At 77.0% G+C, this 23832-nt stretch carries 23 protein-coding genes, 1 pseudogene and 1 riboswitch; of the genes and pseudogenes, 1 reads left to right on the forward strand and 23 read right to left on the reverse strand.

The window, feature by feature from the left end:
* Positions 1 to 22: 22 nt before the first annotated feature.
* The 6 genes from E5225_RS08555 to E5225_RS08580 all read right to left on the reverse strand — a co-directional run bounded on the left by E5225_RS08555 (position 23) and on the right by E5225_RS08580 (position 6701).
* Entirely contained in the window at positions 23 to 2866 is a 2844-nt protein-coding gene (locus tag E5225_RS08555) for a DEAD/DEAH box helicase (RefSeq protein ID WP_135972746.1), read from the reverse strand.
* 104 nt (positions 2867 to 2970) lie between these two features.
* Positions 2971 to 3801, reverse strand: coding sequence for a twin-arginine translocase subunit TatC (tatC, locus tag E5225_RS08560; protein WP_135972785.1), 831 nt, complete (start codon positions 3799 to 3801; stop codon positions 2971 to 2973).
* Positions 3802 to 3850: 49 nt separating this feature from the next.
* A complete protein-coding gene (gene tatA / locus E5225_RS08565) occupies positions 3851 to 4144 on the reverse strand; it encodes a twin-arginine translocase TatA/TatE family subunit (RefSeq protein ID WP_135972745.1) in 294 nt (97 codons plus the stop codon).
* A 136-nt stretch (positions 4145 to 4280) separates the two neighbouring features.
* A complete protein-coding gene (locus E5225_RS08570) occupies positions 4281 to 4613 on the reverse strand; it encodes a hypothetical protein (protein ID WP_135972744.1) in 333 nt (110 codons plus the stop codon).
* A 2-nt stretch (positions 4614 to 4615) separates the two neighbouring features.
* Entirely contained in the window at positions 4616 to 5623 is a 1008-nt protein-coding gene (locus E5225_RS08575) for a helix-turn-helix transcriptional regulator (protein WP_135972743.1), read from the reverse strand.
* Positions 5616 to 6701 carry a helix-turn-helix transcriptional regulator gene (locus E5225_RS08580; protein ID WP_135972742.1) on the reverse strand — a complete coding sequence of 362 codons (1086 nt, stop codon included), beginning with the start codon at positions 6699 to 6701 and terminating at the stop codon, positions 5616 to 5618. The genes E5225_RS08575 and E5225_RS08580 overlap by 8 nt, the downstream gene beginning before the upstream one ends.
* Positions 6702 to 6787: 86 nt before the next feature.
* Here E5225_RS08580 and E5225_RS08585 point away from each other — a divergent pair, with 86 nt between their 5' ends.
* The gene (locus tag E5225_RS08585; protein ID WP_135972741.1) at positions 6788 to 7942 is read left to right on the forward strand and encodes a DUF3866 family protein; all 1155 of its coding nucleotides are present in this window, start codon (positions 6788 to 6790) and stop codon (positions 7940 to 7942) included.
* A 27-nt stretch (positions 7943 to 7969) separates the two neighbouring features.
* Here the strand turns inward: E5225_RS08585 and E5225_RS08590 are convergent, their stop codons facing one another.
* The 17 genes and pseudogenes from E5225_RS08590 to mihF form a co-directional block, all read right to left on the reverse strand.
* Positions 7970 to 8443 (reverse strand): PH domain-containing protein, encoded by a 474-nt coding sequence (locus E5225_RS08590; RefSeq protein ID WP_135972740.1) that lies wholly within the window; start codon positions 8441 to 8443, stop codon positions 7970 to 7972.
* 2 nt (positions 8444 to 8445) lie between these two features.
* The gene (hisG, locus tag E5225_RS08595; protein WP_135972739.1) at positions 8446 to 9294 is read right to left on the reverse strand and encodes an ATP phosphoribosyltransferase; all 849 of its coding nucleotides are present in this window, start codon (positions 9292 to 9294) and stop codon (positions 8446 to 8448) included.
* A gap of 71 nt (positions 9295 to 9365) precedes the next feature.
* Entirely contained in the window at positions 9366 to 9629 is a 264-nt protein-coding gene (locus E5225_RS08600; RefSeq protein WP_135972738.1) for a phosphoribosyl-ATP diphosphatase, read from the reverse strand.
* 61 nt (positions 9630 to 9690) lie between these two features.
* Positions 9691 to 10389, reverse strand: a complete 699-nt coding sequence (gene pnuC / locus E5225_RS08605) for a nicotinamide riboside transporter PnuC (RefSeq protein ID WP_135972737.1) — start codon at positions 10387 to 10389, stop codon at positions 9691 to 9693.
* Position 10390: 1 nt separating this feature from the next.
* On the reverse strand, positions 10391 to 10858 hold the full coding sequence (gene ribH / locus E5225_RS08610; RefSeq protein ID WP_135972736.1) for a 6,7-dimethyl-8-ribityllumazine synthase: 468 nt from the start codon (positions 10856 to 10858) through the stop codon (positions 10391 to 10393).
* The gene (gene ribB / locus E5225_RS08615) at positions 10855 to 12213 is read right to left on the reverse strand and encodes a 3,4-dihydroxy-2-butanone-4-phosphate synthase (RefSeq protein WP_208012489.1); all 1359 of its coding nucleotides are present in this window, start codon (positions 12211 to 12213) and stop codon (positions 10855 to 10857) included. The genes ribH and ribB overlap by 4 nt, the downstream gene beginning before the upstream one ends.
* Positions 12210 to 12853, reverse strand: a pseudogene (locus E5225_RS08620) (riboflavin synthase). Before E5225_RS08620 ends, ribB begins: the two are co-directional and overlap by 4 nt.
* Complete coding sequence (gene ribD / locus E5225_RS08625) at positions 12853 to 13872, reverse strand: bifunctional diaminohydroxyphosphoribosylaminopyrimidine deaminase/5-amino-6-(5-phosphoribosylamino)uracil reductase RibD (protein ID WP_135972783.1); 1020 nt, start codon at positions 13870 to 13872, stop codon at positions 12853 to 12855. Before ribD ends, E5225_RS08620 begins: the two are co-directional and overlap by 1 nt.
* A gap of 190 nt (positions 13873 to 14062) precedes the next feature.
* Positions 14063 to 14194: riboswitch (FMN riboswitch) on the reverse strand.
* 89 nt (positions 14195 to 14283) lie between these two features.
* Complete coding sequence (rpe, locus tag E5225_RS08630) at positions 14284 to 14955, reverse strand: ribulose-phosphate 3-epimerase (RefSeq protein ID WP_135972734.1); 672 nt, start codon at positions 14953 to 14955, stop codon at positions 14284 to 14286.
* Positions 14956 to 15030: 75 nt separating this feature from the next.
* On the reverse strand, positions 15031 to 16545 hold the full coding sequence (locus E5225_RS08635; RefSeq protein ID WP_135972733.1) for an RsmB/NOP family class I SAM-dependent RNA methyltransferase: 1515 nt from the start codon (positions 16543 to 16545) through the stop codon (positions 15031 to 15033).
* Positions 16542 to 17513, reverse strand: coding sequence for a methionyl-tRNA formyltransferase (fmt, locus tag E5225_RS08640; RefSeq protein WP_135972732.1), 972 nt, complete (start codon positions 17511 to 17513; stop codon positions 16542 to 16544). Before fmt ends, E5225_RS08635 begins: the two co-directional genes overlap by 4 nt.
* Positions 17514 to 17591: 78 nt before the next feature.
* A complete protein-coding gene (locus E5225_RS08645) occupies positions 17592 to 19778 on the reverse strand; it encodes a primosomal protein N' family DNA-binding protein (protein ID WP_136225387.1) in 2187 nt (728 codons plus the stop codon).
* 51 nt (positions 19779 to 19829) lie between these two features.
* The gene (gene metK, locus E5225_RS08650) at positions 19830 to 21029 is read right to left on the reverse strand and encodes a methionine adenosyltransferase (RefSeq protein ID WP_135973707.1); all 1200 of its coding nucleotides are present in this window, start codon (positions 21027 to 21029) and stop codon (positions 19830 to 19832) included.
* Positions 21026 to 22318 (reverse strand): bifunctional phosphopantothenoylcysteine decarboxylase/phosphopantothenate--cysteine ligase CoaBC, encoded by a 1293-nt coding sequence (gene coaBC, locus E5225_RS08655; RefSeq protein ID WP_135973708.1) that lies wholly within the window; start codon positions 22316 to 22318, stop codon positions 21026 to 21028. Before coaBC ends, metK begins: the two co-directional genes overlap by 4 nt.
* Positions 22319 to 22328: 10 nt before the next feature.
* The gene (gene rpoZ / locus E5225_RS08660; protein WP_135973709.1) at positions 22329 to 22592 is read right to left on the reverse strand and encodes a DNA-directed RNA polymerase subunit omega; all 264 of its coding nucleotides are present in this window, start codon (positions 22590 to 22592) and stop codon (positions 22329 to 22331) included.
* 160 nt (positions 22593 to 22752) lie between these two features.
* Positions 22753 to 23322, reverse strand: a complete 570-nt coding sequence (gmk, locus tag E5225_RS08665) for a guanylate kinase (RefSeq protein ID WP_135973710.1) — start codon at positions 23320 to 23322, stop codon at positions 22753 to 22755.
* A 101-nt stretch (positions 23323 to 23423) separates the two neighbouring features.
* A complete protein-coding gene (gene mihF / locus E5225_RS08670; protein ID WP_135973711.1) occupies positions 23424 to 23735 on the reverse strand; it encodes an integration host factor, actinobacterial type in 312 nt (103 codons plus the stop codon).
* Positions 23736 to 23832 lie beyond the last annotated feature (97 nt).

A 23832-nucleotide genomic window follows, 5' to 3' on the forward strand; every position in this document is an offset into this window, starting at 1 on the left:
ACAGCCTAGCCGGGGAGGACCGTCACACCGCCGAGTACGCCACCACTCCCCGGCGCAGGGCCGTCACGGCGCGGTCCGCCGTGGTCCGCAGCCGCGCGGTGGGCGCCGCACCGTGGATCTGGTCGAGCACGTCGACCACCTGCTTCACCCAGCGGACGAAGTCGCCGGCGGCGAGGTCACCGCCACGCAGGACCGCATCGAGGCTGCGCCCCGCCGCCCAGCGGTGGATCGGCTCGACCAGGCCGGTGTCGAGCGGCTGGATCGTCTCGAGGCGGTGGCCGTGCTCGAGGTCCTCCAGCTCCGACCACGCACGCACCGCCGCGTCCAGGGCGCGCCCCAACCGGCTCTGCGGCCCGCCCGGCACACGCGGCTCGATCTCCTCGTCGCGCCGCGACCGGTACACGAGCGCCGAGACGGCCGCCGCGAGCTGCGGGGGGTCCAGCTCCTCCCACACGCCGCGGCGCAGGCACTCCGCGAGCAGCAGGTCGTTCTCGGCGTAGATCCGCCGCAGCCACTGGCCGGCGTCGGTCACCGCGAGTGCCGTCCCGCCGGTCGGCGTGGTGGCCTCCGCCTCCGTGCGCTCCAGGTACCCGAGCGTGACGAGGACGTCGCAGATGCGGTCGAACACGGCGGCGATCGACCCGGTCCGCCCGGCGATGCGCGCGACGAGGGCGTCGTGCTCGCCCTTGAGCCGGTGCCAGCGGTCCGCCCACCGGGCGTGCTCCTCGCGGTCCGGGCAGCGGTGGCACGGGTGCGCGCGCAGCCGGCGCCGCATGCCCTCCAGCTCCGCGTCGTCCGCCGCGGCCGTGCGGCGGGCGTCGCGGCGGCCCGGCCGCCCGGGTGCGGGGGCGAGGTCGAGCTCGTCGAGGCGGGCCCGCAGGCGCGCGGCCAGGTCGCGCCGGGCGGCGGGCACGCGCACGTTGAACGACGACGGCACGCGCAGCGAGCCCACGGTGCGGGCCCCCGTGCCCACGTCCGCGACCGTGAGTCGGCGCACCTGGCGGTCGGTGGAGAGGACCGTGGGCCGAGGGCCGTCGAAGCCGGGGCGCCCGCCCGGGTCGACGACGACCGCGTACGACGCGCGACGCCCCGTGGGCACCTCGAGGACGTCGCCGACGCGCAGGCCCTCGAGCGTGCGTGCCACGTCGGCACGGCGGGCCGAGGCCGCCTGCTTCGCGAGGTCACGCTCACGCTCGCCGATGCCCCGGCGCAGCGCCGCGTACTCGGTGAAGTCGCCGAGGTCGCACGACATCGCCTCGGCGTACCCGTCGAGCGCCTCGGCGTGCGACTGGGCCTGCCGGGCGAGCCCCACCACGCCGCGGTCCGCCTGGAACTGCGCGAACGACGTCTCGAGCACCTCGCGGGCGCGGTCGCGACCGACCTGCGCGACGAGGTTCACCGCCATGTTGTACGTGGGCCGGAACGACGAGCGCAGCGGGTACAGCCGGCGCGACGCCAGGCCGGCGAGCTGCACGGGGTCGAGCCCCGTGTGGGCGACGACGACGGCGTGGCCCTCGGTGTCGATGCCCCGCCGCCCCGCGCGGCCGGTGAGCTGGGTGTACTCCCCCGGCGTGATGTCGACGTGCGACGACCCGTCCCACTTCACGAGCCGCTCGAGCACGACCGAGCGCGCCGGCATGTTGATGCCCAGCGCGAGCGTCTCGGTCGCGAACACCACCTTGACCAGGCCGCGCGAGAACAGGTCCTCGACGGTCTCCTTGAACAGCGGCAGCATGCCCGCGTGGTGCGCCGCGACGCCGCGCGCGAGGGCCTCCTCGAAGGAGTCGAAGCCGAGCACCCCCAGGTCCTCGGGCGGGATGGCCGCGCAGCGCTCCTCGGCGACGCGGCGGATCTCCGCCTGCTCGGCAGGGGTGGTCAGCCGCACTCCGGCCGACAGGCACTGCTGCACCGCAGCCTCGCACCCGGCGCGCGAGAAGATGAAGACGATCGCGGGCAGCAGGCTCTCCTGCGCCAGCGTGTCGACCACCGCGAACCGCGGCGCCTGCCGCACCCCGATGCCCGGACGCCGGCCACCGCGGCCACGGTCCCCCGGGCCCCGCCGGTCGCGCGGGTCGGCCGACTGCCGGCGCAGCACGTGCGTGAGATCGGGGTTGATGGGCGGGTCCACACCGGGGTCCGTCGGGTCGACGTGCCCGGCGTAGAGGTCGAGGAGGTCGTCGCCCACGAGGACGTGCTGACCGAGCGGCACGGGGCGGTGCTCGCTCACCACGACCGTCGTGTCGCCGCGGACGGTCGACAGCCAGTCGCCGAACTCCTCGGCGTTCGACACCGTCGCGGAGAGGGACACCAGCTGCACGTCGTCGGGCAGGTGGATGATCACCTCCTCCCACACGGGCCCGCGGAACCGGTCCGCGAGGTAGTGCACCTCGTCCATGACGACGTAGCCGAGCCCGGCCAGTGCCGGCGACCCCGCGTAGAGCATGTTGCGGAGCACCTCGGTCGTCATGACCACGACGTCGGCGTCGCCGTTGACGTTGGTGTCCCCGGTGAGGAGCCCGACGCGCTCCTGGCCGTGCACGCGGGCGAGGTCCGCGTACTTCTGGTTGGAGAGCGCCTTGATCGGCGTCGTGTAGAAGGCCTTGCGTCCGGACTCCAGCGCGAGGTGCACGGCGAACTCGCCGACGACGGTCTTGCCCGCGCCGGTCGGCGCCGCGACGAGGACGCCGCTGCCGCGCTCGAGCGCTGCGCAGGCCTCCACCTGGAAGTCGTCGAGCGGGAAGTCGAGCCGGGAGCGGAACGCCGCCAGGGCGCTGCGCTCCGAGGTCGCACGGCGCCGGGCCGCGGCGTAGCGCTCGGCCGGGGAGAGCTCGGGATCGCTGGTGCGGGGACGGGGGGAACGTGCCACTCGACCACCCTAGGCACGCGTCACGGCGCACGACGCGGCCAGCAGCGACAACACCCTCGGCGTGGCGGCGGGCGCCGCCGTCTCGCTGGACGTGCGAGTGGCGCTCAGTCCGCGTCGGCGGCGGCGTCTGCCGTGCGGGGTGCGCCGCCCCGGCGCTCCCGGGCCCGCTCCCCCGGCAGCGTGCCGTCGAGGCGCGGCAGTCCCTCCGCGACGAGCCGCCGGTCGACCCGGCGATCGTGCAGCAGGCAGACGCCCAGGGCGGCGCCGTAGAGCAGGCAGATGGGGAATGCCACGGCGAGCATCGTCACCACGTCGGGCGTCGGCGTGGCGACCGCGGCGAACGCGAACGCGATGACGACGGCCCACCGCCAGCCGTGCGCCCACGCGCGCGCCTGCACGAGCCCCGTCAGGTTCAGCGCGACCATGACCACCGGCAGGAGGAAGGCGGCGCCGAACGCGAGCATCAGCCGCATGACGAAGCTGAGGTACATCTGCCCGTCGGTCACGTTCGCGGTGCCCGCGGGCGTGAACTCCAGCAGCACGCGCACCGCGTTCGGGAGCACAGCCCACGCCAGTCCCGCACCGGCCAGGAACAGGGGCACGGCAGCGGCGACGAAGCCCACGGCGTACAGGCGCTCACGCCGCGTGAGCCCAGGGGTGATGAAGGCCCACAGCTGGTAGAGCCACCACGGGCTGCTCAGGAGGACCCCGAGGAAGGACGACACCTTGACCTGCATGTCGAATGCCGTGGCGATGCCGGCGAAGTTCAGCGTGACGACCTCGGACCGCGAGGCGGCGACCTGACGCACCGGCTCCTGGAGCAGGTGGAACACCGGCTCGTACAGGAACCACCCCGCGACGGCACCCAGGACCAGGCCGAGGGCGATGAGCACGAGGCGCCGCCGCAGCTCGCGCAGGTGCTCGCGCAGCGGCATGCGCCCGTCCGGATCGCGCGGACGGCGGGGGGACCTGCTCACGCCGGTGTCAGCCGCGCGGGGGTGCGGCCGGGTCCGGCGGCGTGTCCGCGAGGCGCTGGGCCGAGGCGTCGACCACCGGGTCGGGCGCGGGGGCCGTGGGACCGGGGACGGCCGGGCCGGTCACCGTGGTCTTCGTGGCGGCCGCGTCGGGACGGTCCTCGTCCGCGAGGTCCTTGACCTCGTTCTTGAAGATCTTCATCGACTGCCCGACCGACCGTGCGAGGCCCGGCAGACGGTTCGCCCCGAAGAGGAGGACCACCACCAGCAGCACGATGAGGATCTGGGTCCAGTGAGGACGCACGACGCACTCCTGCCTTCGACGGCGTTGACCCTCCGAATTGTACGGGTGGCGCCCTCCGGCCGGCGCACGTCGCCCCGAAGGGTCCGCGGCCGGCGGGGACGGTCCGTGAAGGACCGCCGGGGGCGCTGCGACCTCGTCAGCCCCACCAGCGGCGCGTGGCGTCCTGCACGGTCGCGCGGTGCCGGTCCTGACGCCCGGCGCTGCGGGCGCGCCTCGCCGCCCGCAGCTCCTGCACCCGCGACCCGAGCACCTCGACGTCCTGCCCGAGCGCCGGGCGCACGCGGACCTGCGCCGCGCGGGCCGCCTCCTCCAGCTGCTCGACGCGCTCCCCGAGCAGGTCGAGCGTCTCCGACGCCCGCCTCAGCTCCGCACCGAGCGCGACCGCCGAGCGCCACAGCCGGCGCCCGAGCAGGAAGGCGCCGACGAGCGTGGCGAGCACCAGCACGACCCACACGACGGTCCAGAGCACGGTCAGGCCTCCTGGGGGGTGGCGGACGCGACGGCGTCCGGGTTCGGCGCGCCCAGCAGCGGCGCGTACGCGGCCAGCGCGGCCCGGGCAGCCTCCGCGACCTCGCGGGCGACGTGGGCCGGGCGCACGTCACGGACCTCGTCCGCGACCTGCAGGAGCAGGTGGCGCAGCCACGCCGGCTGCACGACCCGCAGGTCCACCTCGAAGGAGCCGTCGGCGAGCTCGCGCGTCGCCTCCACGGGTACCGACTCCACGACCCACCGCGCCCGCCCGGCTAGCCGCACGGTCACGAGGTCGCCGCTCGCGTCGGGCGAGAAGTCCTCGGCGTCCGCGGGCAGCGCGTGCTCGTCCGCGGGTGCGTCGAGGACGGTCGCCGCGACGATCCGGTCCATGCGGAACCTGCGCTCGGCGTCCGCCTCGAGCGCCCAGGCGATGAGGTACGAGCGTTCGTCCTGCGTGACGAGGCGCAGGGGGTCGACCTCGCGCTCCGTCACCACGTCCGACGCGTCCACGTAGCGCAGCAGCAGCCGGCGCCGCTCCGCGAGCCCGGCACCCACGGCCGCGACGACCTCCGGGGGCGCGTTGACCTGCAGCTCGACGTCGACGCCCGCGGCCGCGTCGCCCGCGGCCGCCTGCACCTTGGCGAGCGCCGAGTCGAGCACGGCGACCCGCTCGGCGTCGAGGGCCGGGCGCAGCGCCGCGAGGGCGCGCAGCGCCGCGACCAGCGCGACCGCCTCCCGCGGGCCCAGCCGCAGGGGCCGGGTGACGCCGCGACCCTCGGTGAGCCGCACGACGCCCTGCTCGTAGGACGCGGCGTCGAAGTCGATGAGGTCGTCCGGCAGGTACCCGGGCGTGCCCGTCACCCACAACGTGTCCACGTCCGCCATCACCTGCTCCGGCGTGACGCCGAACTGCGCCGCGACGTCCTCGACGCGCACGTCCTCGTGCCGCTGGAGGTAGGCGATCATGCCCAGCATCCGCACGAGGCGGTCGCTCGCGCGCTCAGGCACCGCGCACCTCCTGCTCCGCGGTCGCCCACGCGTCGGCCGGGCCGCCCGCGCGGACGTCGGCGGCCCGCTCACCGGCGGGACGGTCCAGCTCGGACGCGACGCGCAGCAGCCGGACGACCTCGTCGCGCACGTCGGCGGGCTCGAGGACGACGACGGCGTCGCCGTAGCCGACGAGCTCCTCGGCCAGCTCCCAGCCCAGCCGGAACGGCACGGCCACCAGGTCGCGCCCGGCGAGCACGGCGTCGGCGCCGGCGGGCAGCACCACGTCGGCCGGCGGCTCCGTGCCGCGCGCGCGCACGGCGCCCGCCCGGTCGGGCGTGACGGCGAGCAGCGCCGTCCGCTCCGGCCCGTCGCCCGCCCACATGCGGGACGCCTCGGCCAGCTCCTCGGGCGTCGGCGGCGGGAACGCGCCCGGCTCCCCCACGGCCCGCACGGGCCCACGGATGCGGCTCAGGCGGAACGATCGGCTCGCGCCGCGGTCGCGGTCGCGCGCGAGGAGCACCCACCCGCCCCGGCGCGCCAGGAGCTTCCACGGCTCGACGTGGCGCACCAGCACCTCGCCCGTCGTGGCGGCGTGGTACGTGAAGCGGACCGCCTGCCGCGCCTGGACCGCGTCGACGAGCGGCGCGAACGCGTCCCCGCCGGCACGCACGCGCGGCGCGAGCCCGGCGACCAGGTCGCTCGCCTCCGGGGCGTGCCCGACGGCGCGGAGCTTGGTGAGCGCGCGCGAGCTGTCGGCACGCAGCGACTGGTCCTGCCACAGCTGCGCGGCGAGCGCGAGCACGCCCAGCTCGGCGGCGGTGAGCTCGAGCGGCGGCAGCGACCACCGTTCGGTGTCGATGCGGTAGCCGACGTCGTCGCCGTGCCCCGCGTGCGTCACCGTCAGCACGGGGATCCCGAGCTCGCGCAGCGTGTCCTTGTCGCGCTCGAACATCCGCTCGAACGCCTCGGTCGACGCGGCGTCCTGGTACCCGGCCACGGACGAGCGCACCTGCTCCTTCGTCATCCGCCCGGGCGTGTTGACCAGGGCGATGACGAGGTTGAGCAGGCGCTCGGCGGGAGGGATGGCGGTGGGCATCGGGACCACCGTAGTCGGCGTGCCGCCGCGTCGCGGCAGGGCGCGCGCGGCCGGCCCGGTGGCCACGCCCGGGTAGCGTGAGCCCCGTGATCGCGTGGCGTGCCGGGGTCGTGGTGGAGTGCGGGGCCCGGTGGGACGGTGCGCGCGAGGCGCGCGTCGCCCTCGAGGGCGAGGACCGGACGGTCCGTGCGCTGGCGTACCCCCACCTGGTCGGCGAGCTCGAGCCGGGCGCGCGCGTCCTGCTCAACGTGACGGCCCTCGTGCGGGGTCTGGGCACCGGTGGCTACGCGCTGGTCGTCGCGCGCACCGACGCCCTCCCCGCGGATGCGCCCGACGGCCCCGGCCACCTCGTGAAGGCGCGGTACACGCCCTTGCAGGCGATGGTGCTCGGCGTCGACGACCAGGAGTCGCCGCACCACGACGCGCTCCGGGACGCCGACGACCTCGGGGGGATGCCGGTCGTCGTGGCGGACCTGCACTCCGCGCTGCCGGCGGTGCTCGCGGGCGCGCGCGCGGAGGCGGTGCGCCGCGGGCGGGCGCTGCGCGTCGCGTACGTCATGACCGACGGCGGCGCGCTGCCCGCCTGGTTCTCCCGCGCGGTGGCGGGGCTGCGGGACGCCGGCTGGCTCGACGCGTGCGTGACCACGGGGCAGGCGTTCGGCGGGGACCTCGAGGCCGTCACCGTGCACACCGGGCTGCTGGCGGCGCGGCACGTCGTCGGGGCCGACCTCGCCGTCGTCGCCCAGGGCCCCGGCAACCTCGGCACCGGGACGCGATGGGGGTTCTCCGGCGTCGCCGCCGGCGAGGCCGTCAACGCGGCCGGCGTGCTGCGGGGGCGTCCGGTCGCGTCGCTGCGCGTCTCCGGCGCCGACGCCCGGGAGCGCCACCTCGGCGTCTCGCACCACTCCCTGACGGCCTACGGACGCGTGGCGCTGGTGCCCGCGGACGTGCCGGTCCCCGTCCTCGCCGGGCTGCCCGGCACCCCGGAGGACCTCGCCGCGGAGGGCGACGCCGGCGCGTGGTCGTCGCTCGCCCGCCGGGTGGCCGAGCAGGCCGCGGGGCTCGCCGAGCCGCACGGCCGGCACCGGGTGCACGACGTCCCGGCCGACGCCCCGCTGCTCGACGCGCTGCGCACGAGCCCGGTCCGCCTGTCGACGATGGGCCGCGGCCTCGACGCCGACCCGGCCGCGTTCATCGCCGCGGCCGTCGCGGGCGTGCACGCGGTGCGTCTGCTCGGCTGACGCCTCCGCCGCGGCGGCGGGCGGCCCTCAGGCGTCGTGCGGGGTCGCGCTGCGGCGCGCGACCAGGGTGGCCAGGCGCCGCGCCTCCTGCTCGGCGAACGTGCCGTCGGCGCGCTGCACGCCCATGACCGCGAGCGTGTCGCCGTCGGCGAGGTCCAGCTGGACCCACGGGCGCCCCTGGCCGAACCGGACCGAGACGACCTCGGCCCACGTCACGTGCCGGGTCAGGAGCAGGTTCCGCACCAGGAGCCCGCGCTCGTCGGGCACCGCGCGCACCGACGCCTGCCGCCAGCAGAACCACGCCACCGCGAGGCCGAACAGCAGGAAGCCGACGACGTCGCCCGGGCCGAGCCCCGGCATGACGAGCACCAGCACGACCGTCAGCGCGAGGAACGCCGCGCCGACCGTGAGCGTGACCCGACGCGCGAGGCGCGGGCGGAAGGGTGCGGCGAGCGCCGCGTCCTCCCCCGCCCCCTCGGGTGCCGTCCCTGCCGAGGTCATGCTCAGATCCGGCAGGCGTGGATCGACGTGACGAGGATCGCGCGGGCGCCCACGTCGTACAGGTCGTCCATCACCCGGTTGGTCTGGTCCCGGCGGACCATCGCGCGCACGGCGGCCCACTCGCCGTTGTGCAGGGGTGAGACGGTGGGCGACTCCAGCCCCGGCGTGATCGCGACCGCCTGGTCGACGAGCTCGAGCGGCACGTCGTAGTCCATCAGCACGTACTGGCGGGCCGTCAGCACGCCCTGCAGACGGCGCGTGAGCACGTCGAGCCCGGGCGGCTCGTCGACGTCGGAGCGGCGCGCGAGCACCGCCTCCGAGCGCAGGATCGGCTCCCCGAACACCTCGAGGCCGGCGGCGCGCAGCGTCGTGCCGGTCTCGACGACGTCGGCGATGACGTCCGCGACGCCGAGCCGGATGGCCGACTCCACCGCGCCGTCGAGCCGGACGATGCCGGCGGGCTCGATGCCCCGCTCGCGCAGGTGCACGGCGACGAGCTCGGCGTACGAGGTGGCGACCCGCTGGCCCGCGACCTGGCGGCTGTCGGTGAGCGTGCCCGCCGTCGTGGCGAACCGGAAGGTGGACCGCGCGAAGCCGAGCGGCAGGTGCTCGACCGCGGCCGAGCCGGAGTCGATGAGCAGGTCACGGCCCGTGATGCCGACGTCGACCGTGCCCGCGCCCACGTACACGGCGACGTCGCGCGGGCGCAGGAAGAAGAACTCCACGTCGTTGTCGGGGTCGGGCAGCACGAGCTCGCGGGCGTCACGGCGCTGGCGGTAGCCCGCCTCGCGCAGCATCTCGACGGCGGGCTCGCTGAGCGAGCCCTTGTTGGGGACGGCGATCCTCAGCACGGTGTCCTCGGGTGGTGCGGGCGCGCCGGGCGGCGCGGGAACGGGCGGGCGGGCAGCGGCGCGGCGACGCGTCAGAGGTGCGCGTACACGTCCTCGAGCGTGAGCCCGCGCGCGAGCATGAGCACCTGCAGGTGGTAGAGCAGCTGCGAGATCTCCTCGGCCGTCCGCTCGTCGCCCTCGTGCTCGGCGGCCATCCACACCTCGGCGGCCTCCTCGACGATCTTCTTGCCGATCGAGTGCACGCCCGCGTCCAGCTCCGTGACGGTGCGGGAGCCGACGGGGCGGGTCGCCGCCTTGTCGGAGAGCTCGGCGAACAGCGCGTCGAAGGTCTTCACGTCGCAGAAGCCTAGACGGCTCACCGGGCAGACCCGTCCGAGGTCCGCGGCGGGGGCGTCCTCACGCACCGACGAGGTCGTCCCGCGGCGACGCGGCTGCGGCCGCCTCGTCGCGGGCGCGCCACCACACGACGAAACCGTGCACGACGACGCCCGCGTACACGAGGTACAGCACGGCCGAGGGGTAGTAGCCCGCGGACAGCAGGAGCGGGACGCCGACCGCGTCGACCGCGATCCAGACGAGCCAGAACTCGATCCACCCGCGCGCCATCCCGTACGTGGCCAGCATCGAGCCGACGAAGATCCACGCGTCCGCCCACGGCCCCCAGGAGCCGAGCGCGGAGAACACGGCCGCGCACGCGACCGTGCCGACCACAGCGACCGACCCCATGAGGAGCCACCCCGACCTGCCGGCCCAGCGGGGCACGACGGCGGGCGCGTCGGCCGGTCCGCCCGCCTGCGCGGCGCGGCGGGCACCGCGCCAGCGCACCCACCCGTAGACGGACACGGCCACGAAGAAGACCTGGCGGGCCGCCTGCCCGTACAGGTCGGCCTGCTGCGGCGTGTGGAAGACGCCGCCGAGGAACACGGTGAACAGCAGCACGTTGCCGACGATCCCGACCGGCCACGCCCACACGCGCCGGCGCAGGCCGCCGACGGCCGACGCGATGCCGAACAGGTTGCCGACGACCTCCCGCCACAGCACCTCGTGGCCGGCGACCGTCAGCGTGGCGTCGAAGAGCCAGGCGAGCGGTCCCACGTCACAGGTCGCGCACGGCGAGCACGGTGGCGACCGCCGCCTCGGCGGCCTCCGCGCCCTTGTCCTCCTGCGAGCCCGGGAGCCCGGCGCGGTCCAGCGCCTGCTGCTCGTCGTCGCACGTCAGGAGGCCGAAGCCGACCGGCACGCCCGTGCGCAGGGCGACCTCCGCGAGGCCGGACGTCGCCGCCTGGCAGACGTACTCGAAGTGCGGCGTGCCGCCGCGGATCACCACGCCCAGCGCGACGACGGCGTCGGCGCCCGACGCGGTGGCGCGCTGCGCGGCGACCGGCAGCTCGAACGAGCCCGGCACGCGCACGACCGTGACGTCCGCCACGTGCGCCGCCGCGAGGGCGCGGCGGGCGCCGGCCAGCAGGCCGTCCATCACGACGGTGTGCCAGCTCGCGGCGACGACGACGACGCGCAGGCCGCTGCCGTCCAGGGTCAGGGTGGGTGCTCCGGCGCCGCTCATGCCAGCTCCTCCAGGGGGTCGAACGCGTGGTCGGTGGTGTCCGCGCCGGCGGGCGCGGGGGCGGCGTGCACGGGCTCGACCGGGATGGGGTCGCCCGTGACGGCGCCGGGAAGGTGCAGCCGGTGGCCCATGGTCGTGGCCTTGGTCCGCAGGTACGCCGCGTTGTGCGGCGTCCGGCCGACCTCGAGCCCGCGGACCTCGACGACGTCGACGCCGTGCGCGCGCAGGCCCGTGACCTTGGCGGGGTTGTTGGTCAGCAGACGCACGCGGGACGCGCCGAGGTCGACGAGGATCGCCGCGGCGGCGCCGTACTCGCGCCGGTCGGCCGGCCAGCCGAGGTCGAGGTTCGCCTCGACCGTGTCGCGGCCGCCGTCCTGCAGCGCGTAGGCCGCGACCTTCGCGAGCAGGCCGATCCCCCGGCCCTCGTGACCCCGCAGGTAGACGACCGCGCCGCCCTCCGTGGCGGCCAGCTCCAGGGCCGCCTCGAGCTGGGGTCCGCAGTCGCAGCGCGCGGACCCGAACGCGTCACCGGTGAGGCACTCGGAGTGCACCCGCACGGTCGGCACCTCCGCGAGGCCGGTGGTCGGCACGAGCGCCACGTGCTCGTCGCCCGTGCGCAGGTCGCGGTAGCCGTGGATCCGGAAGTCGCCGTGCCGCGTGGGCAGGTGCGCGGTGTGCGTCGCGTGCACGCGCGCCGCCGGTGCCGTGACGTCCTCGGGGACCGGCTCGGTGTCGCCGTGCGCGGTCCGCCACGCCCGCAGGTCGGCGATCGTCAGGAGCACGAGGCCCGCCTCGGCCGCCATCCGGGCGGCCTCCGTGAGGCGGACCATGCTGCCGTCGTCGTTCACGAGCTCCGCGATCGCACCGACGGGTGCCAGGCCGGCGAGGCGGCACAGGTCGACGGCGGCCTCCGTGTGCCCCGCGCGGTGCAGCACACCACCCGGGACGGCGCGCAGCGGCAGCACGTGGCCGGGCCGGATGAGGTCGTGCGGGCCCGAGGCCGGGTCGGCGAGGACCCGCAGCGTGCGGGCACGGTCCGACGCCGAGATGCCCGTGGTGACGCCCGCGGCCGCGTCCACCGTCACGGTGTAGGCGGTCCGCCGCGGGTCCTGGCTGTGCGGGACCATGAGCGGCAGGTCGAGGGCGTCCGCGCGCGCCGCCGGCATGGGCGCGCACAGGTAGCCCGACGAGTGCCGGATCGTCCACGCCACCCACTCGGGCGTCGCGGACTGCGCGGCGAGGATGACGTCGGCCTCGTTCTCGCGGTCCGGCGAGTCGGCGACGAGGACCGGACGGCCCGCGCGCAGCGCCTCCAGCGCGTCCTCGACCGTGCCGAGGCGGATCTCGCCGCTCACCGCGCCGCCCCGGCGCCGGCCGGCAGTGCGCCCGCCGCCGTGAGCAGGCGCTCGGTGTACTTCGCGAGCACGTCGACCTCCAGGTTCACGCGTGCACCCGGGGCGAGCGCCCCGAGCGTCGTCGCCGCCAGCGTCGTGGGGATGAGCGAGACGCCGAACGCGTCCTCCCCCACGTGCGTCACCGTCAGCGACACCCCCGACACCGTGATCGAGCCCTTCTCGGCGACGTACCGCGCGAGCGCGGGGTCGATGCCGATCTCGACGTCGTCCCAGCGCGGACCGGGCCGGCGCGAGCGGACCACGCCGACGCCGTCGACGTGCCCCTGCACCACGTGGCCGCCGTAGCGCCCGCCCACGGCGAGCGCACGCTCGAGGTTCACGGCGTCCCCCTCGCCCAGGTCGCCGAGGGCCGTCCGACGCAGGGTCTCGGGCATGACGTCGACGACGAACGTGCCGTCCCCCGGCAGGTCCGTCACCGTGAGGCACACCCCCGACACCGCGATGGAGTCGCCGTGCCGCGCGTCGGACACGGCCAGCGGCCCGCGGACGCGCAGCCGCGCGTCGCCCTCCCCCCGGGGGCGGGCGCGCCCGGCTCGAGCGCCACCACGGTGCCGATCTCCTCGACGATGCCGGTGAACATCAGTTCTCCTCCAGGGTGGGCGACGGTGCGAGCTCGGGTACGGCCACGACGAGGACGTCGGGGCCCAGGGGGACGACCTCGACGGGCCGCAGGCGGACCGCGTCGGCGATCGTGCGCACCCCCAGGTCGGCCACGGCGGCGGGGCCGGCACCGAGCAGGACGGGCGCGACGTAGGCGTGCACCTCGTCGACGAGACCGGCGGCGAGGAACGCCGCCGCGAGCGTCGGCCCGCCCTCGACCAGGACGTGGCGGACCTCGCGCGCGTGCAGCGCGCGCAGCACCTCGACGGGGTCGTGCGTGCGGACGGCCACCAGCTCGCCGCCCGGTCCGCGCAGGCGTGCGCCGGCCGGGACGTCGCGGTGGCCGACGACGACCCGCAGCGGCTGGTGCGTGGCGAGGCCGCCGTCGAGCGTGCGGGCCGTCAGCGACGGGTCGTCCGCCAGTGCGGTGCCGGTGCCGACCGCGATCGCGTCGACCTCGGCGCGCAGGCCGTGCGCGTGGGCGCGCGCCACCGGGGAGGTGATCCACCGGCTCGTGCCGTCCGGCGCGGCGACCCGCCCGTCGAGCGTCGTCGCGAGCTTGAGGGTGACGAACGGCCGGCCGCGGCGCACCGCGGGCAGCCACGCGCCGAGCGCGGCGACGCCCTCGTCGGCGAGGACGCCGGTGACCACGTCGACGCCCGCGCGGCGCAGGCGGTCCGCGCCGCCGGCGGCCACGGGGTTGGGGTCCTGCACGGCCACCAGCACGCGCGCGACGCCGGCCTCGAGCAGCGCGAGCGAGCACGGTCCCGTGCGCCCGGTGTGGTCGCACGGCTCGAGCGTCACGACGGCCGTCGCGCCGCGGGTCGAGGCGCCGCGCGAGCGGGCGTCGGCCAGCGCCGCCACCTCGGCGTGCGGGGTGCCGGCACCGCGGTGCCACCCCTCCCCCAGGACGCTCCCGTCCGGGCCGAGCAGGACGCACCCGACGCGGGGGTTCGGGCCGAGCGGGCCGCGGCCGGCGAGCTCGAGCGCGCGGCGCATCGCGTCGGCCTCGTGGGGGGCGACCGCGGGCGCGTCAGCGGGTGCCGGTACGCCGGGCGTGCCGGCGCGGGGGGTGCCCTCGACCGTCGTCCCGCTCATCTCGTCCACCTCCGTGCGCGCGGGCGCTCCGGGGCGGACGGTCGGCGCGGCGGACCACGCACACCCGTCACGGCACGCCGGGGCGCGCCGCCACGTGGCTCCTCCCATCCGGACTGTCACCGTCGGTCCCGGAGTTCCACCAGGTCAACCGCCGGGCCCGAGGGCCCTGCGGGTCGCGGACTGTCACCGCCGGCTCGGAATTGCACCGACCCCGGAGCACGTGTTTCTCGTGTTCGTACTGGCCAACGATCATGCCACAGCGGGAATTCCCGGCCGCGGGGCGTCCCGGTGGACGGGCGCGCGGGTCGCCGGTCAGGCCTCGAGGGGCGGCGCCTCGGCGAGGCGCCGCAGCGTGGCGATCTCCGCGGCGACGTCGTCGGCGCCGTAGACGGCGGACCCCGCGACGAAGACGTTCGCGCCCGCGCGCGCGATCCGCGCGACCGTGTCGCGCGTCACGCCGCCGTCCACCTGGATCCACGTCGGCAGGCCGGCCGCGGTGATCGCCTGCCGCGTGCGCCGGATCTTGGGCAGCGTGCCCTCGATGAAGGACTGCCCGCCGAAGCCCGGCTCGACGGTCATGACGAGCACCATGTCGACCTCCGCGAGCAGGTCGAGGAAGGGCTCGACCGGGGTCGCCGGGCGCAGCGCGACGCACGCCCGCACACCGCCGGCCCGCAGCTCGCGGGCGAGCCGGACGGGCGCCTGGGTCGCCTCGGCGTGGAACGTGACCGACGCCGCGCCGGCCTCGGCGTACTGCGGCGCCCAGCGGTCGGCGTCCTCGATCATCAGGTGCACGTCGAGCGGGACGGGGCTGACCTCGGCGATGCGCCGGACGACCGGCAGGCCGAGCGTCAGGTTCGGCACGAAGTGCTGGTCCATGACGTCGACGTGCACGTGGTCGGCGGTCGCGATCGCCTGCAGGTCCCGCTCGAGGTTGACGAAGTCGGCGGACAGGATGCTCGGGTTGATCTGCACGGGCGCCACGGGGTCCACGCTACCGACGACCCCCGTCCCCCGCCGCCGGCGCCCCGCGGGCGGACCCGCGCCGCCCGCGCGCTCTCAGGACCGGCGCAGGAGCGTCAGGTGCATCGCGTCCGTGCCGTGCACGTGCGGCCAGAGCTGCACGTCCGGCCGGTCGCCCGATCGCGTGGCGGCCCACGCCGGTGCCACCTCCGCGAGCACCGGCCCGGCGTCGACCACCTCGACGTCCGTGCCGGCCCGCGCGGCCGCGCGCAGGGCGTCCGTGACGACCAGCCGCGTCTCCGCGAGGTGCGGCGAGCACGTCACGTACGCCACGACGCCGCCCGGGCGGACGGCCGCCAGGGCCGAGCCCAGCAGCTCGCGCTGCAGCGCGCTCAGCGTCGCCAGGTCGGCCGGCGTGCGCCGCCACCGCGACTCGGGGCGCCTGCGCAGCGCGCCGAGCCCCGTGCACGGGGCGTCGAGGAGCACGCGGTCGTACCCTCCCGGCTCGTCGGCGCCGACCGTGCGCCCGTCGCCCGTGCGGACCTCCTCGACCGCGTCGGCCGGCACCGCCCGGAGCGCCTGCGCGACCAGCCGGCTGCGGTGCGGCTGCACCTCGTTCGCCACGAGGCGGGCACCGCGCTGCGCCGCGAGGGCGCCCAGCAGGGACGCCTTCCCGCCGGGGCCCGCGCACAGGTCCAGCCACCGGGCGTCCGGTCCGTCGATCGGCGCGGCGGCCAGCGCGAGCGTGACCAGCTGGCTGCCCTCGTCCTGCACCCCCGCGCGTCCGTCGCGCACGGCCCGCAGCGACCCCGGGTCGCCACCTCCCGTGAGCACGACCGCCGTCGGTGCGTACGCGCCGGCCGTGGCGTCCGCCCCCGCCTGCTCGGCGAGCTCCGCCGGGTCGACCAGGCCCGGGCGGGCCACCAGCGTCACGCGTGGCGGTGCGTTGTCCGCCGCCAGCAGGTCCGCGACGTCGCCGGCGGGCCGGCCGTCGCCGACGAGCGCCTCGCGCAGCGCGCGCACGACCCACGCCGGGTGGCTCTCCGTCACCGCGAGCCGTGCCGACTCGTCCGTGCCCGCGGGGTCCGCGGCGGCGCCGATGCGGGTGAGCCACTCGTCGAGGTCGCGCTCGGCGACCCGCCGCAGGACGGCGTTGACGAACTGCGCGGCGCCCGCGCCCACGCGGTCGCGCGCGAGCCCCACGGTCTCCGACACGGCCGCGTGCGGGGGCACGCGCATGCCGAGCAGCTGGTGCGCCCCGAGCCGCAGCACGTCCAGCACCGGCGGGTCCACCTGGTCGAGCGGGCGCGAGGACGCCTGCGCGAGCACGGCGTCGTAGCGGCCACGCAGGCGCAGCGTCCCGTACGCGAGCTCGGTCGCGAAGCCGGCGTCCCGGCCGGTGATCTGCCGGTCGCGCAGGAGCGGCGGCAGCACGAGGTTGGCGTAGGAGTCGGTGTCCGCGACGGCGCGGAGGGTGTCGAACGCGGCGGCCCGCGCGGCGTCGCCGGTCCGGGCGCGCTGACCGGGGGACGCGGCGGAGCGGTGGCCCCGGCCCTCCGCCCGGGCCGCACCGCGCTGGCGTCCGCGCGCGTCACGGCGCGGGTCGCTCACGACGGCACCCCGGCCGTGCTCGGCGCGTCGTCGGGCGTGCCACCCAGCACCGTCCCGGGCGCCGGACGTGCGCCTCGGGCCCAGTCCGCCGCCGCCATGGGACGACGGCCGGTGGGCACGACCTCGCCCAGGCGCACGGCGCCCGAGCCGGTACCGACGAGGACCTCCTGCTTCGTGGCGCGCAGCTCGCCGGGCGCGAGGTCGGCGACCTCCGGCACCGGGACGACGGGACCCAGCCCGAGGCGGGCACCGTCGGGCAGCGTCGTCCACGCGCCCGGGGCGGGCGTGCAGCCGCGGACGCGGCGGTCGACGACGTGAGCCGGCTGCCACCAGCGCACCCGGGCGTCCTCCGGGCCGAGCTTCGGGGCGTGGCTGACGCCCTCCGCCGGCTGCGGCACGGGGACGAGCACGCCGTCCTCCAGGGCGTCCAGGGTGCGGACCAGCAGGTCGGCGCCGGCCACCGCCAGCCGGCCCAGCAGCTCGCCGGACGTGTCCCGCGGGCGCACGACCTCGGTCAGGGTGCCGAGCACCGGACCGGTGTCGAGCCCTTCCTCGAGGCGGAACGTGGACGCGCCCGTCACCTCGTCGCCCGCCATGACGGCGTGCTGCACCGGCGCGGCACCGCGCCACGCCGGCAGCACGGAGAAGTGCAGGTTGACCCACCCGTGCCGGGGGACGTCGAGCAGGGCCGGCGGCACGAGGACGCCGTACGCGACGACGGGCGCGGCGTCGACCTCGAGCGCCGCGATCTCGGCCTGCACGTCCGCGTCGCGCAACGTGCGCGGCGTCAGCACGGGGATCCCGTGGGCGCGGGCCGCCGCGGCCACCGGCGACGGCGTCAGGGTGCGCCCGCGCCCGACCCGGGCGTCGGGGCGGGTGAGCACCGCGGCGACCTCGTGGCGGGACGCGAGCAGGGCCTCGAGGGACGGCACGGCCGGCGCAGGGCTCCCGGCGAACAGCAGACGCATGGGCCCGATCCTAGGTGCCGCTCGGGGCACCCCCCGCGGCGCGCGAGCACGAGGGCCCACCCCCGTGCCACGCGCGCGTCACGTCACGTCGGCGGGATCCACCTCGATCCGCACGGCGCCGCCCTCCCGCCGCGCGCTGCGGATCGCGACCGACGCGGCCACGGCGTGCGCCAGGGCCCGGCCGGCGCCGAGCGGCACGCGCAGCAGCGCGCGCACCTCGGGGTCGAGCGTCGCGGCGCCCTCGGGTGCGTCGACCGGGACGGGTCCGAGCACCTCGAGGCCCGGCACGTCCAGGCGCGCGAGCACGGCCGCGACCGCGTCGCGGACGCCCGTGACGGCGGCCACGCGCACGGCCGGCGGCAGGTGCAGCTCGGCCCGCTCGGCGAGCTCGCGGGACGCGAGCCCCGCCGGGTCCCACCGCACGAGCGCCTGCGTCGGACGCACCAGGCCGTCACCCACCAGCAGCACCTGCCCACCCTCCCCCGCGGGCCGGACCAGTGCGGCCGCCGCGAGCCAGCGTCGCAACGCGTCGGGCTCCGCGCCCAGCCCGCTGCCCGCGCTCGCGACCGCGGCGTCCAGCAGCACCGCCGCGGCGTATCCCGACGGTGCGTCCGGCTCTGCGCCCGGCGTGGCCACGACGAGCGCGGGCCGGTCCGGCACGCTCGCCAGCACACCGCCCTCGGCCCGCGCGCCCGAGACGCGGACCGTCGCACCGGGGAACGCCCGGCCGAGCTCCTCCGCCGTCCGCTCCGAACCGACGCGGACGGAGCGCAGTGCGGGCGCACCGCACTCGTCGCACTGCCAGCCCGTCGCCAGGCGCCCGCACCAGCCGCACGACGGGGTCGCCGCGCCGCGGGTCAGCCCCAGCGGGCCGTGGCAGGCCGTGCACCGCGCGGACGCGCGGCACCGCCCGCAGGCGAGCACCGGGACGTACCCGGCGCGCGGCGTCTGCACGAGCACCGGGCCCGACGCGAGCGCCTCCTTCAGCACGCGCCACGCGGGCCCCGGCAGGCGTGCCGCGGCCGCCGGGCCCTCCCGCGCGAGCTCGACCGAGGTCAGCGCCCGCACGCGCGGCGTCGAGGCGCGCACGACCGGCCGCTCGGCGGCGACCTCGTGCGCCCACCCGGTCTCCACCAGGTGCTGCGCCTCGACCGTGCGCCCGTGCGCGCCGACGAGCAGCGCGCAGCCCTCGAGCTCCGAGCGCAGCGCCAGCACCTCGCGCACGTGGGGGTACGGCGCCCGGGGCTCGGCGTGCTGGCCGTCGCCGTCGTCCCACACGACCGCGAGGCCCAGGTCCGCGACGGGAGCGAACGCCGACGCGCGCGTGCCGACCACGACGCGCGCGGTGCCGCGCAGCGCGGCGAGGAACGCGCGGTAGCGCGCGGCCGGCCCGTCGTCGGCGACGAGGCGCGCGACCGGCCCCCCGTCCGCCACGCCCGGTAGACCGGCCTTGGCGAGGGCGGCACAGACGCGGTCGACGTCGCGGGCGTCCGGGACGACGACGAGCGCACCCCGGCCCCCGGCCAGGCTCGCGACGACCGCCTGCGCGACCGCAGCGGACCAGCGGTGCTCCCCCACCGCCGTCAGGGCCGACCAGACCGCGCGCGGCGCCCCGCCGGCCGCGACGTGCCGGCAGAACGCGGGCCCGCCCCGGTACGGCGCCCACGCCGTCGGCTCCGGCGCGGGAGCCACGGGAGCGGGGGGCACGGGAGCGGGGGCCACCGGAGCGGGGGGCGCCGGAGCGGGCGGCGCCGCCGGGGTCGTGGGCTCGTCGGGCGCGGCCGGGGTCGCCGCGTCGGCCGCGTCCGCCGGTGCCGGGCGCCGCTCCCCCTCCACCCGCGCGTGCCGGGGCGGCACCGCGAGCCGCAGCACGTCCGCGAGGGTGCCGGCCCACCGGTCGGCCACCGCGCGGGCGAGCCGCGCGACGGCCGGCGTCAGCACCGGCTCGCCGGAGACGACGCGACGCAGCGGCAGCAGGCGGCCGGTGTGCTCCGCGTCCGCGACGCGCTCGAGCAGCCAGCCGTCCACGTCCTGCCCGGCGAAGCGCACCTTGACGCGCACCCCCGGGCGGGCGGCCGCGTCGAGCGACTCCGGCACCAGGTACTCGAACGTGCGGTCCAGGTGCGGCGGCGCCAGGTCGACGCACACCCGCGCGACGGGGAGCGTGGCCGCGGGCGTGAGCGTGGGCGGCGTCCGCGGGCGCCGGGGCGCGGGGACGGCGAGCCCGGCGAGCGTCGGCTGCTCGGGCTCGGTCGGTCCGCTCACTGCGTCATCCCACCACGCCGGACCCACAGGCCCGGCGCCGACCGGTCGGGATCAGCCGACGGCGGACAGCAGGTCGGCCGTGCGGTCGGTGCGCTCCCACGTGAACTCGGGCAGGTCACGGCCGAAGTGGCCGTACGCGGCGGTGCGCCGGTACACCGGACGCAGCAGGTCGAGGTCCCGGATGATCGCGGCGGGGCGCAGGTCGAAGACCTCCCGGATCGCCGCGGTCAGCCGCTCGACGGGGACCGTCTCCGTGCCGAACGTCTCGACGTACAGGCCGACCGGGTGCGCCTTGCCGATCGCGTAGGCGACCTGCACCTCGCAGCGGCGCGCGAGCCCCGCGGCGACCACGTTCTTGGCGACCCAGCGCATCGCGTACGCGGCCGAGCGGTCGACCTTCGACGGGTCCTTGCCGGAGAAGGCGCCGCCGCCGTGCCGGGCCATGCCGCCGTAGGTGTCGACGATGATCTTGCGGCCCGTCAGGCCGGCGTCCCCCTGCGGGCCGCCGATGACGAACTGCCCCGTGGGGTTCACGAGGAGCCGGTGCGCCGACACGTCGAGGTCGAGTCCGGCGAGCACCGGGCGGACGACGAGCTCGGCGACGTCCCGCGCCAGCGTGACCTCCTGCACGTCGGGCTCGTGCTGCGTCGACAGGACGACCGTGTCCAGCGCCACCGGCCGGTCGCCCTCGTAGCCCACGGTCACCTGCGTCTTGCCGTCGGGCCGCAGCCCCGGCAGCGTCGCGTCCTTGCGGACCGCGGCGAGCTGCTCGGCGAGGCGGTGCGCGAGCCAGATCGGCAGCGGCAGGAGCGACGGCGTCTCGTCGCTCGCGTAGCCGAACATCAGGCCCTGGTCCCCGGCGCCCTGCAGGTCGAGCGGGTCCATGTCGCCCGCGTCCTCGCGGACCTCGATGGCCTTGTCGACGCCGGCGGCGATGTCGGGCGACTGCTGGCCGATCGACACCGACACCCCGCACGAGTCGCCGTCGAAGCCGATGTGCGAGGACGTGTAGCCGATGCCCCGGACCACCTCGCGCACGATCTGCGGGATCTCGACGTACGCACTGGTCGTGACCTCGCCCGCGACGTGGACGAGACCCGTGGTCACCATCGTCTCGACGGCGACGCGCGCGTCCGGGTCCTGCTCCAGGATGGCGTCGAGGATGGCGTCAGAGATCTGGTCGCAGATCTTGTCGGGGTGGCCCTCCGTGACGGACTCCGAGGTGAACAGGCGGAGAGGCGCAGAGCTCATGCCCGCAGCGTACCGGCGGCCGGACCGCCGCCGGCGGGCCCGTCCACGTGGGCGCGCACGGCGTCCCAGACGGCGTGCGCGACGTCCTCCTTGGGGCCCGCGGCCGTCGCGACGACCTCGCCGGCGGCGTCGAGCACCGTGACGTCGTTGGTCGGGGTGCCGAACGCGCGACCGTCCCCCACCGGGTTCACGACGAGCAGGTCCGCGCCCTTGCGGCGCGCCTTCGCGCGTCCGTGCTCGAGCACGGAGCCCGTGACGTCCCCGGTCTCGGCCGCGAACCCGACGACCGTCTGACCCGGACGCGGGGGGTCGGTGACGAGCTCGCGCAGCACGTCGACGGTCTCGACGAGCCGCAGCGCGGCCGGTCCGCCGGTCTTCTTGAGCTTGGCGTCGGCCACCGTCTCGGGCCGGTAGTCGGCGACCGCGGCGGCCATGACGACCACGTCCGCGTCCTTCGCGGCGCTGCGCACGGCGTGGCGCAGCTCCTCCCCCGTCTCGACCGGGACGACGACCACGCGGTCGGAGCCCGTCGTCGCGCCCGCGACGACCTCGGCGGCGACGTTGGCGGCGACGAGCGTCACGCGGGCGCCACGGTCGGCGGCCGCGCGGGCCAGGGCGACGCCCTGCCGTCCGGACGACCGGTTGCCGAGGAAGCGGACGGGGTCGAGCGGCTCGCGCGTCCCTCCCGCCGAGACGACGACGCGGACGCCGTCGAGGTCGCGCGGGCGGGCTGCGGCGGGGCCGGTCGCGTCGGTGCCCGCAGCGCCCGGCACGAGCGCGAGCGCGGCGGCGGCGATGACGTCCGGCTCGGGCAGGCGACCGGGTCCCGTGTCGGCGCCGGTGAGGCGCCCGGAGTCCGGGTCGAGGACGTGCACGCCCCGCTCGCGCAGGGTCGCGACGTTGGCGACCGTGGCGGGGTGCTCCCACATCTCGGTGTGCATCGCCGGTGCCAGGAGCACCGGGCACCGCGCCACCAGGAGGGTCGCGGTGAGGAGGTCGTCGGCGCGGCCCGCGGCCGCGCGCGCGAGCAGGTCCGCCGTGGCGGGGGCGACGACCACGAGCTCGGCGCGCTTGCCGATCGCGACGTGCGCGACGCGGTCCACGTCCTCGAACACCTCGGTCGTCACGGGCTGCCCGGAGAGGGCCTCCCACGTCGCACGCCCGACGAACTCGAGCGAGGCGCGGGTCGGCACGACCCGCACCTCGTGGCCCTGCTCGCGCAGCTGCCGCAGGAGCAGGACCGCCTTGTACGCGGCGATCCCGCCCGCGACGCCGAGGACGATGCGCACGGCTGCTGCGTCAGCCCTCGGTCGCCTCGGACGTCAGGAGGCCCTGGTCGATCTCGCGCATGGCGATCGAGAGCGGCTTCTCCTGCGGGCGCGTCTCGACGAGCGGCCCGACGTACTCGAGCAGGCCCTCGTTGAGCTGGGCGTAGTAGGCGTTGATCTGGCGCGCGCGCTTCGCGGAGAAGAGCACGAGCGCGTACTTCGAGTCGGCGCGCTCGAGGAGGCGGTCGATCGGCGGGTCGGTGATGCCCGTGGGGGCGGCGACGGTTCCGGACACGGAGGACTCCCGTCCTAGAGGGGTGCTGGCTGCTGCGCCGACGGACGGACCGGGGCCCGCCGTGCGTCCGCGCGGCACGAGGCCGGACGGGCGGGCACAGACAGCGTCCATCGTACCGCCTCACCGGCAGGGCCCGGGGAGGCGCCCGGGGCCGCTGCCGTCAGCCGGCGGCGATCCCCATGAGCCGGACCAGCTCGTCGGTCGCCCGGTGCACGTCGTCGTTGACGACGACGTGGTCGAACTCCGGCTCGGCCGCGAGCTCCACCCGTGCGGTGGCGAGGCGGCGCTCGCGCTCCTCCTCGTCCTCGGTCCCCCGCCCGACCAGCCGGCGCACGAGCTCGTCCCACGACGGGGGTGCGAGGAAGACGAACCGCGCGTCGGGCATGGACGCCCGCACCTGCCGGGCGCCCTGCAGGTCGATCTCGAGCAGCGCGGGCTCCCCGGCGGCGAGGCGCTCCTCGACGGGCCCGCGCGGCGTGCCGTAGCGGTTGTGCCCGTGCACGACGGCCCACTCGAGCAGCTCGCCGCGCTCCACCATCTCCTCGAACCGCGTGGCCGAGACGAAGTGGTAGTGCACGCCGTCGACCTCGCCGGGCCGGGGCTCGCGGGTCGTCATCGACACCGACAGCCAGACCTGCGGGTAGCGGGCGCGGATGTCCGCCGAGACGGTCCCCTTCCCCACGGCGGTCGGTCCGGCGAGCACGGTCAGCCGTGCCGGCTGCGTCGTCATGGGGTGCGTGGTGCCTCTCGTGCGATGGTGCGACGCGCCCTGGTGGGCGCGCCGCGGCGCCCGCCCCTTGCGGAACGGGCGCCGGACAGCGGCGGAACGGCTCAGCCGAAGCGGTCGACGAGCGCCTTGACCTGGTGCGGGCCGAGGCCGCGGACGCGGCGCGTCTCCGAGATGCCGATCTCGGACATGATCGCGCGCGCCTTGACCTTACCGACGCCGGGCAGGGACTCGAGGAGCGCGGCGACCTTGAGCTTGCCGATCGTCTCGTCCTTCTGCCCCTGGTCGATCACCTCGGAGAGCGAGCCCTGCGAGTACTTCAGTCGATTCTTGACCTCGGCACGCGCCTGCCGTGCCGCAGCGGCCTTCTCGAGCGCTGCCGCTCGTTGTTCGGGAGTCAGCGGGGGGAGAGCCACGCGCGTCACCTTCTCGTCACTGGGCCGGGATCCTCGTCGGAATGCGCGGGATCGGTGGGTTCGAACCTAGCGACGCGATGGCACCTCGGCAACGCGG

This window comes from Cellulomonas shaoxiangyii, assembly GCF_004798685.1.
In the GTDB taxonomy this organism is placed as follows: Bacteria; Actinomycetota; Actinomycetes; order Actinomycetales; family Cellulomonadaceae; genus Cellulomonas; species Cellulomonas shaoxiangyii.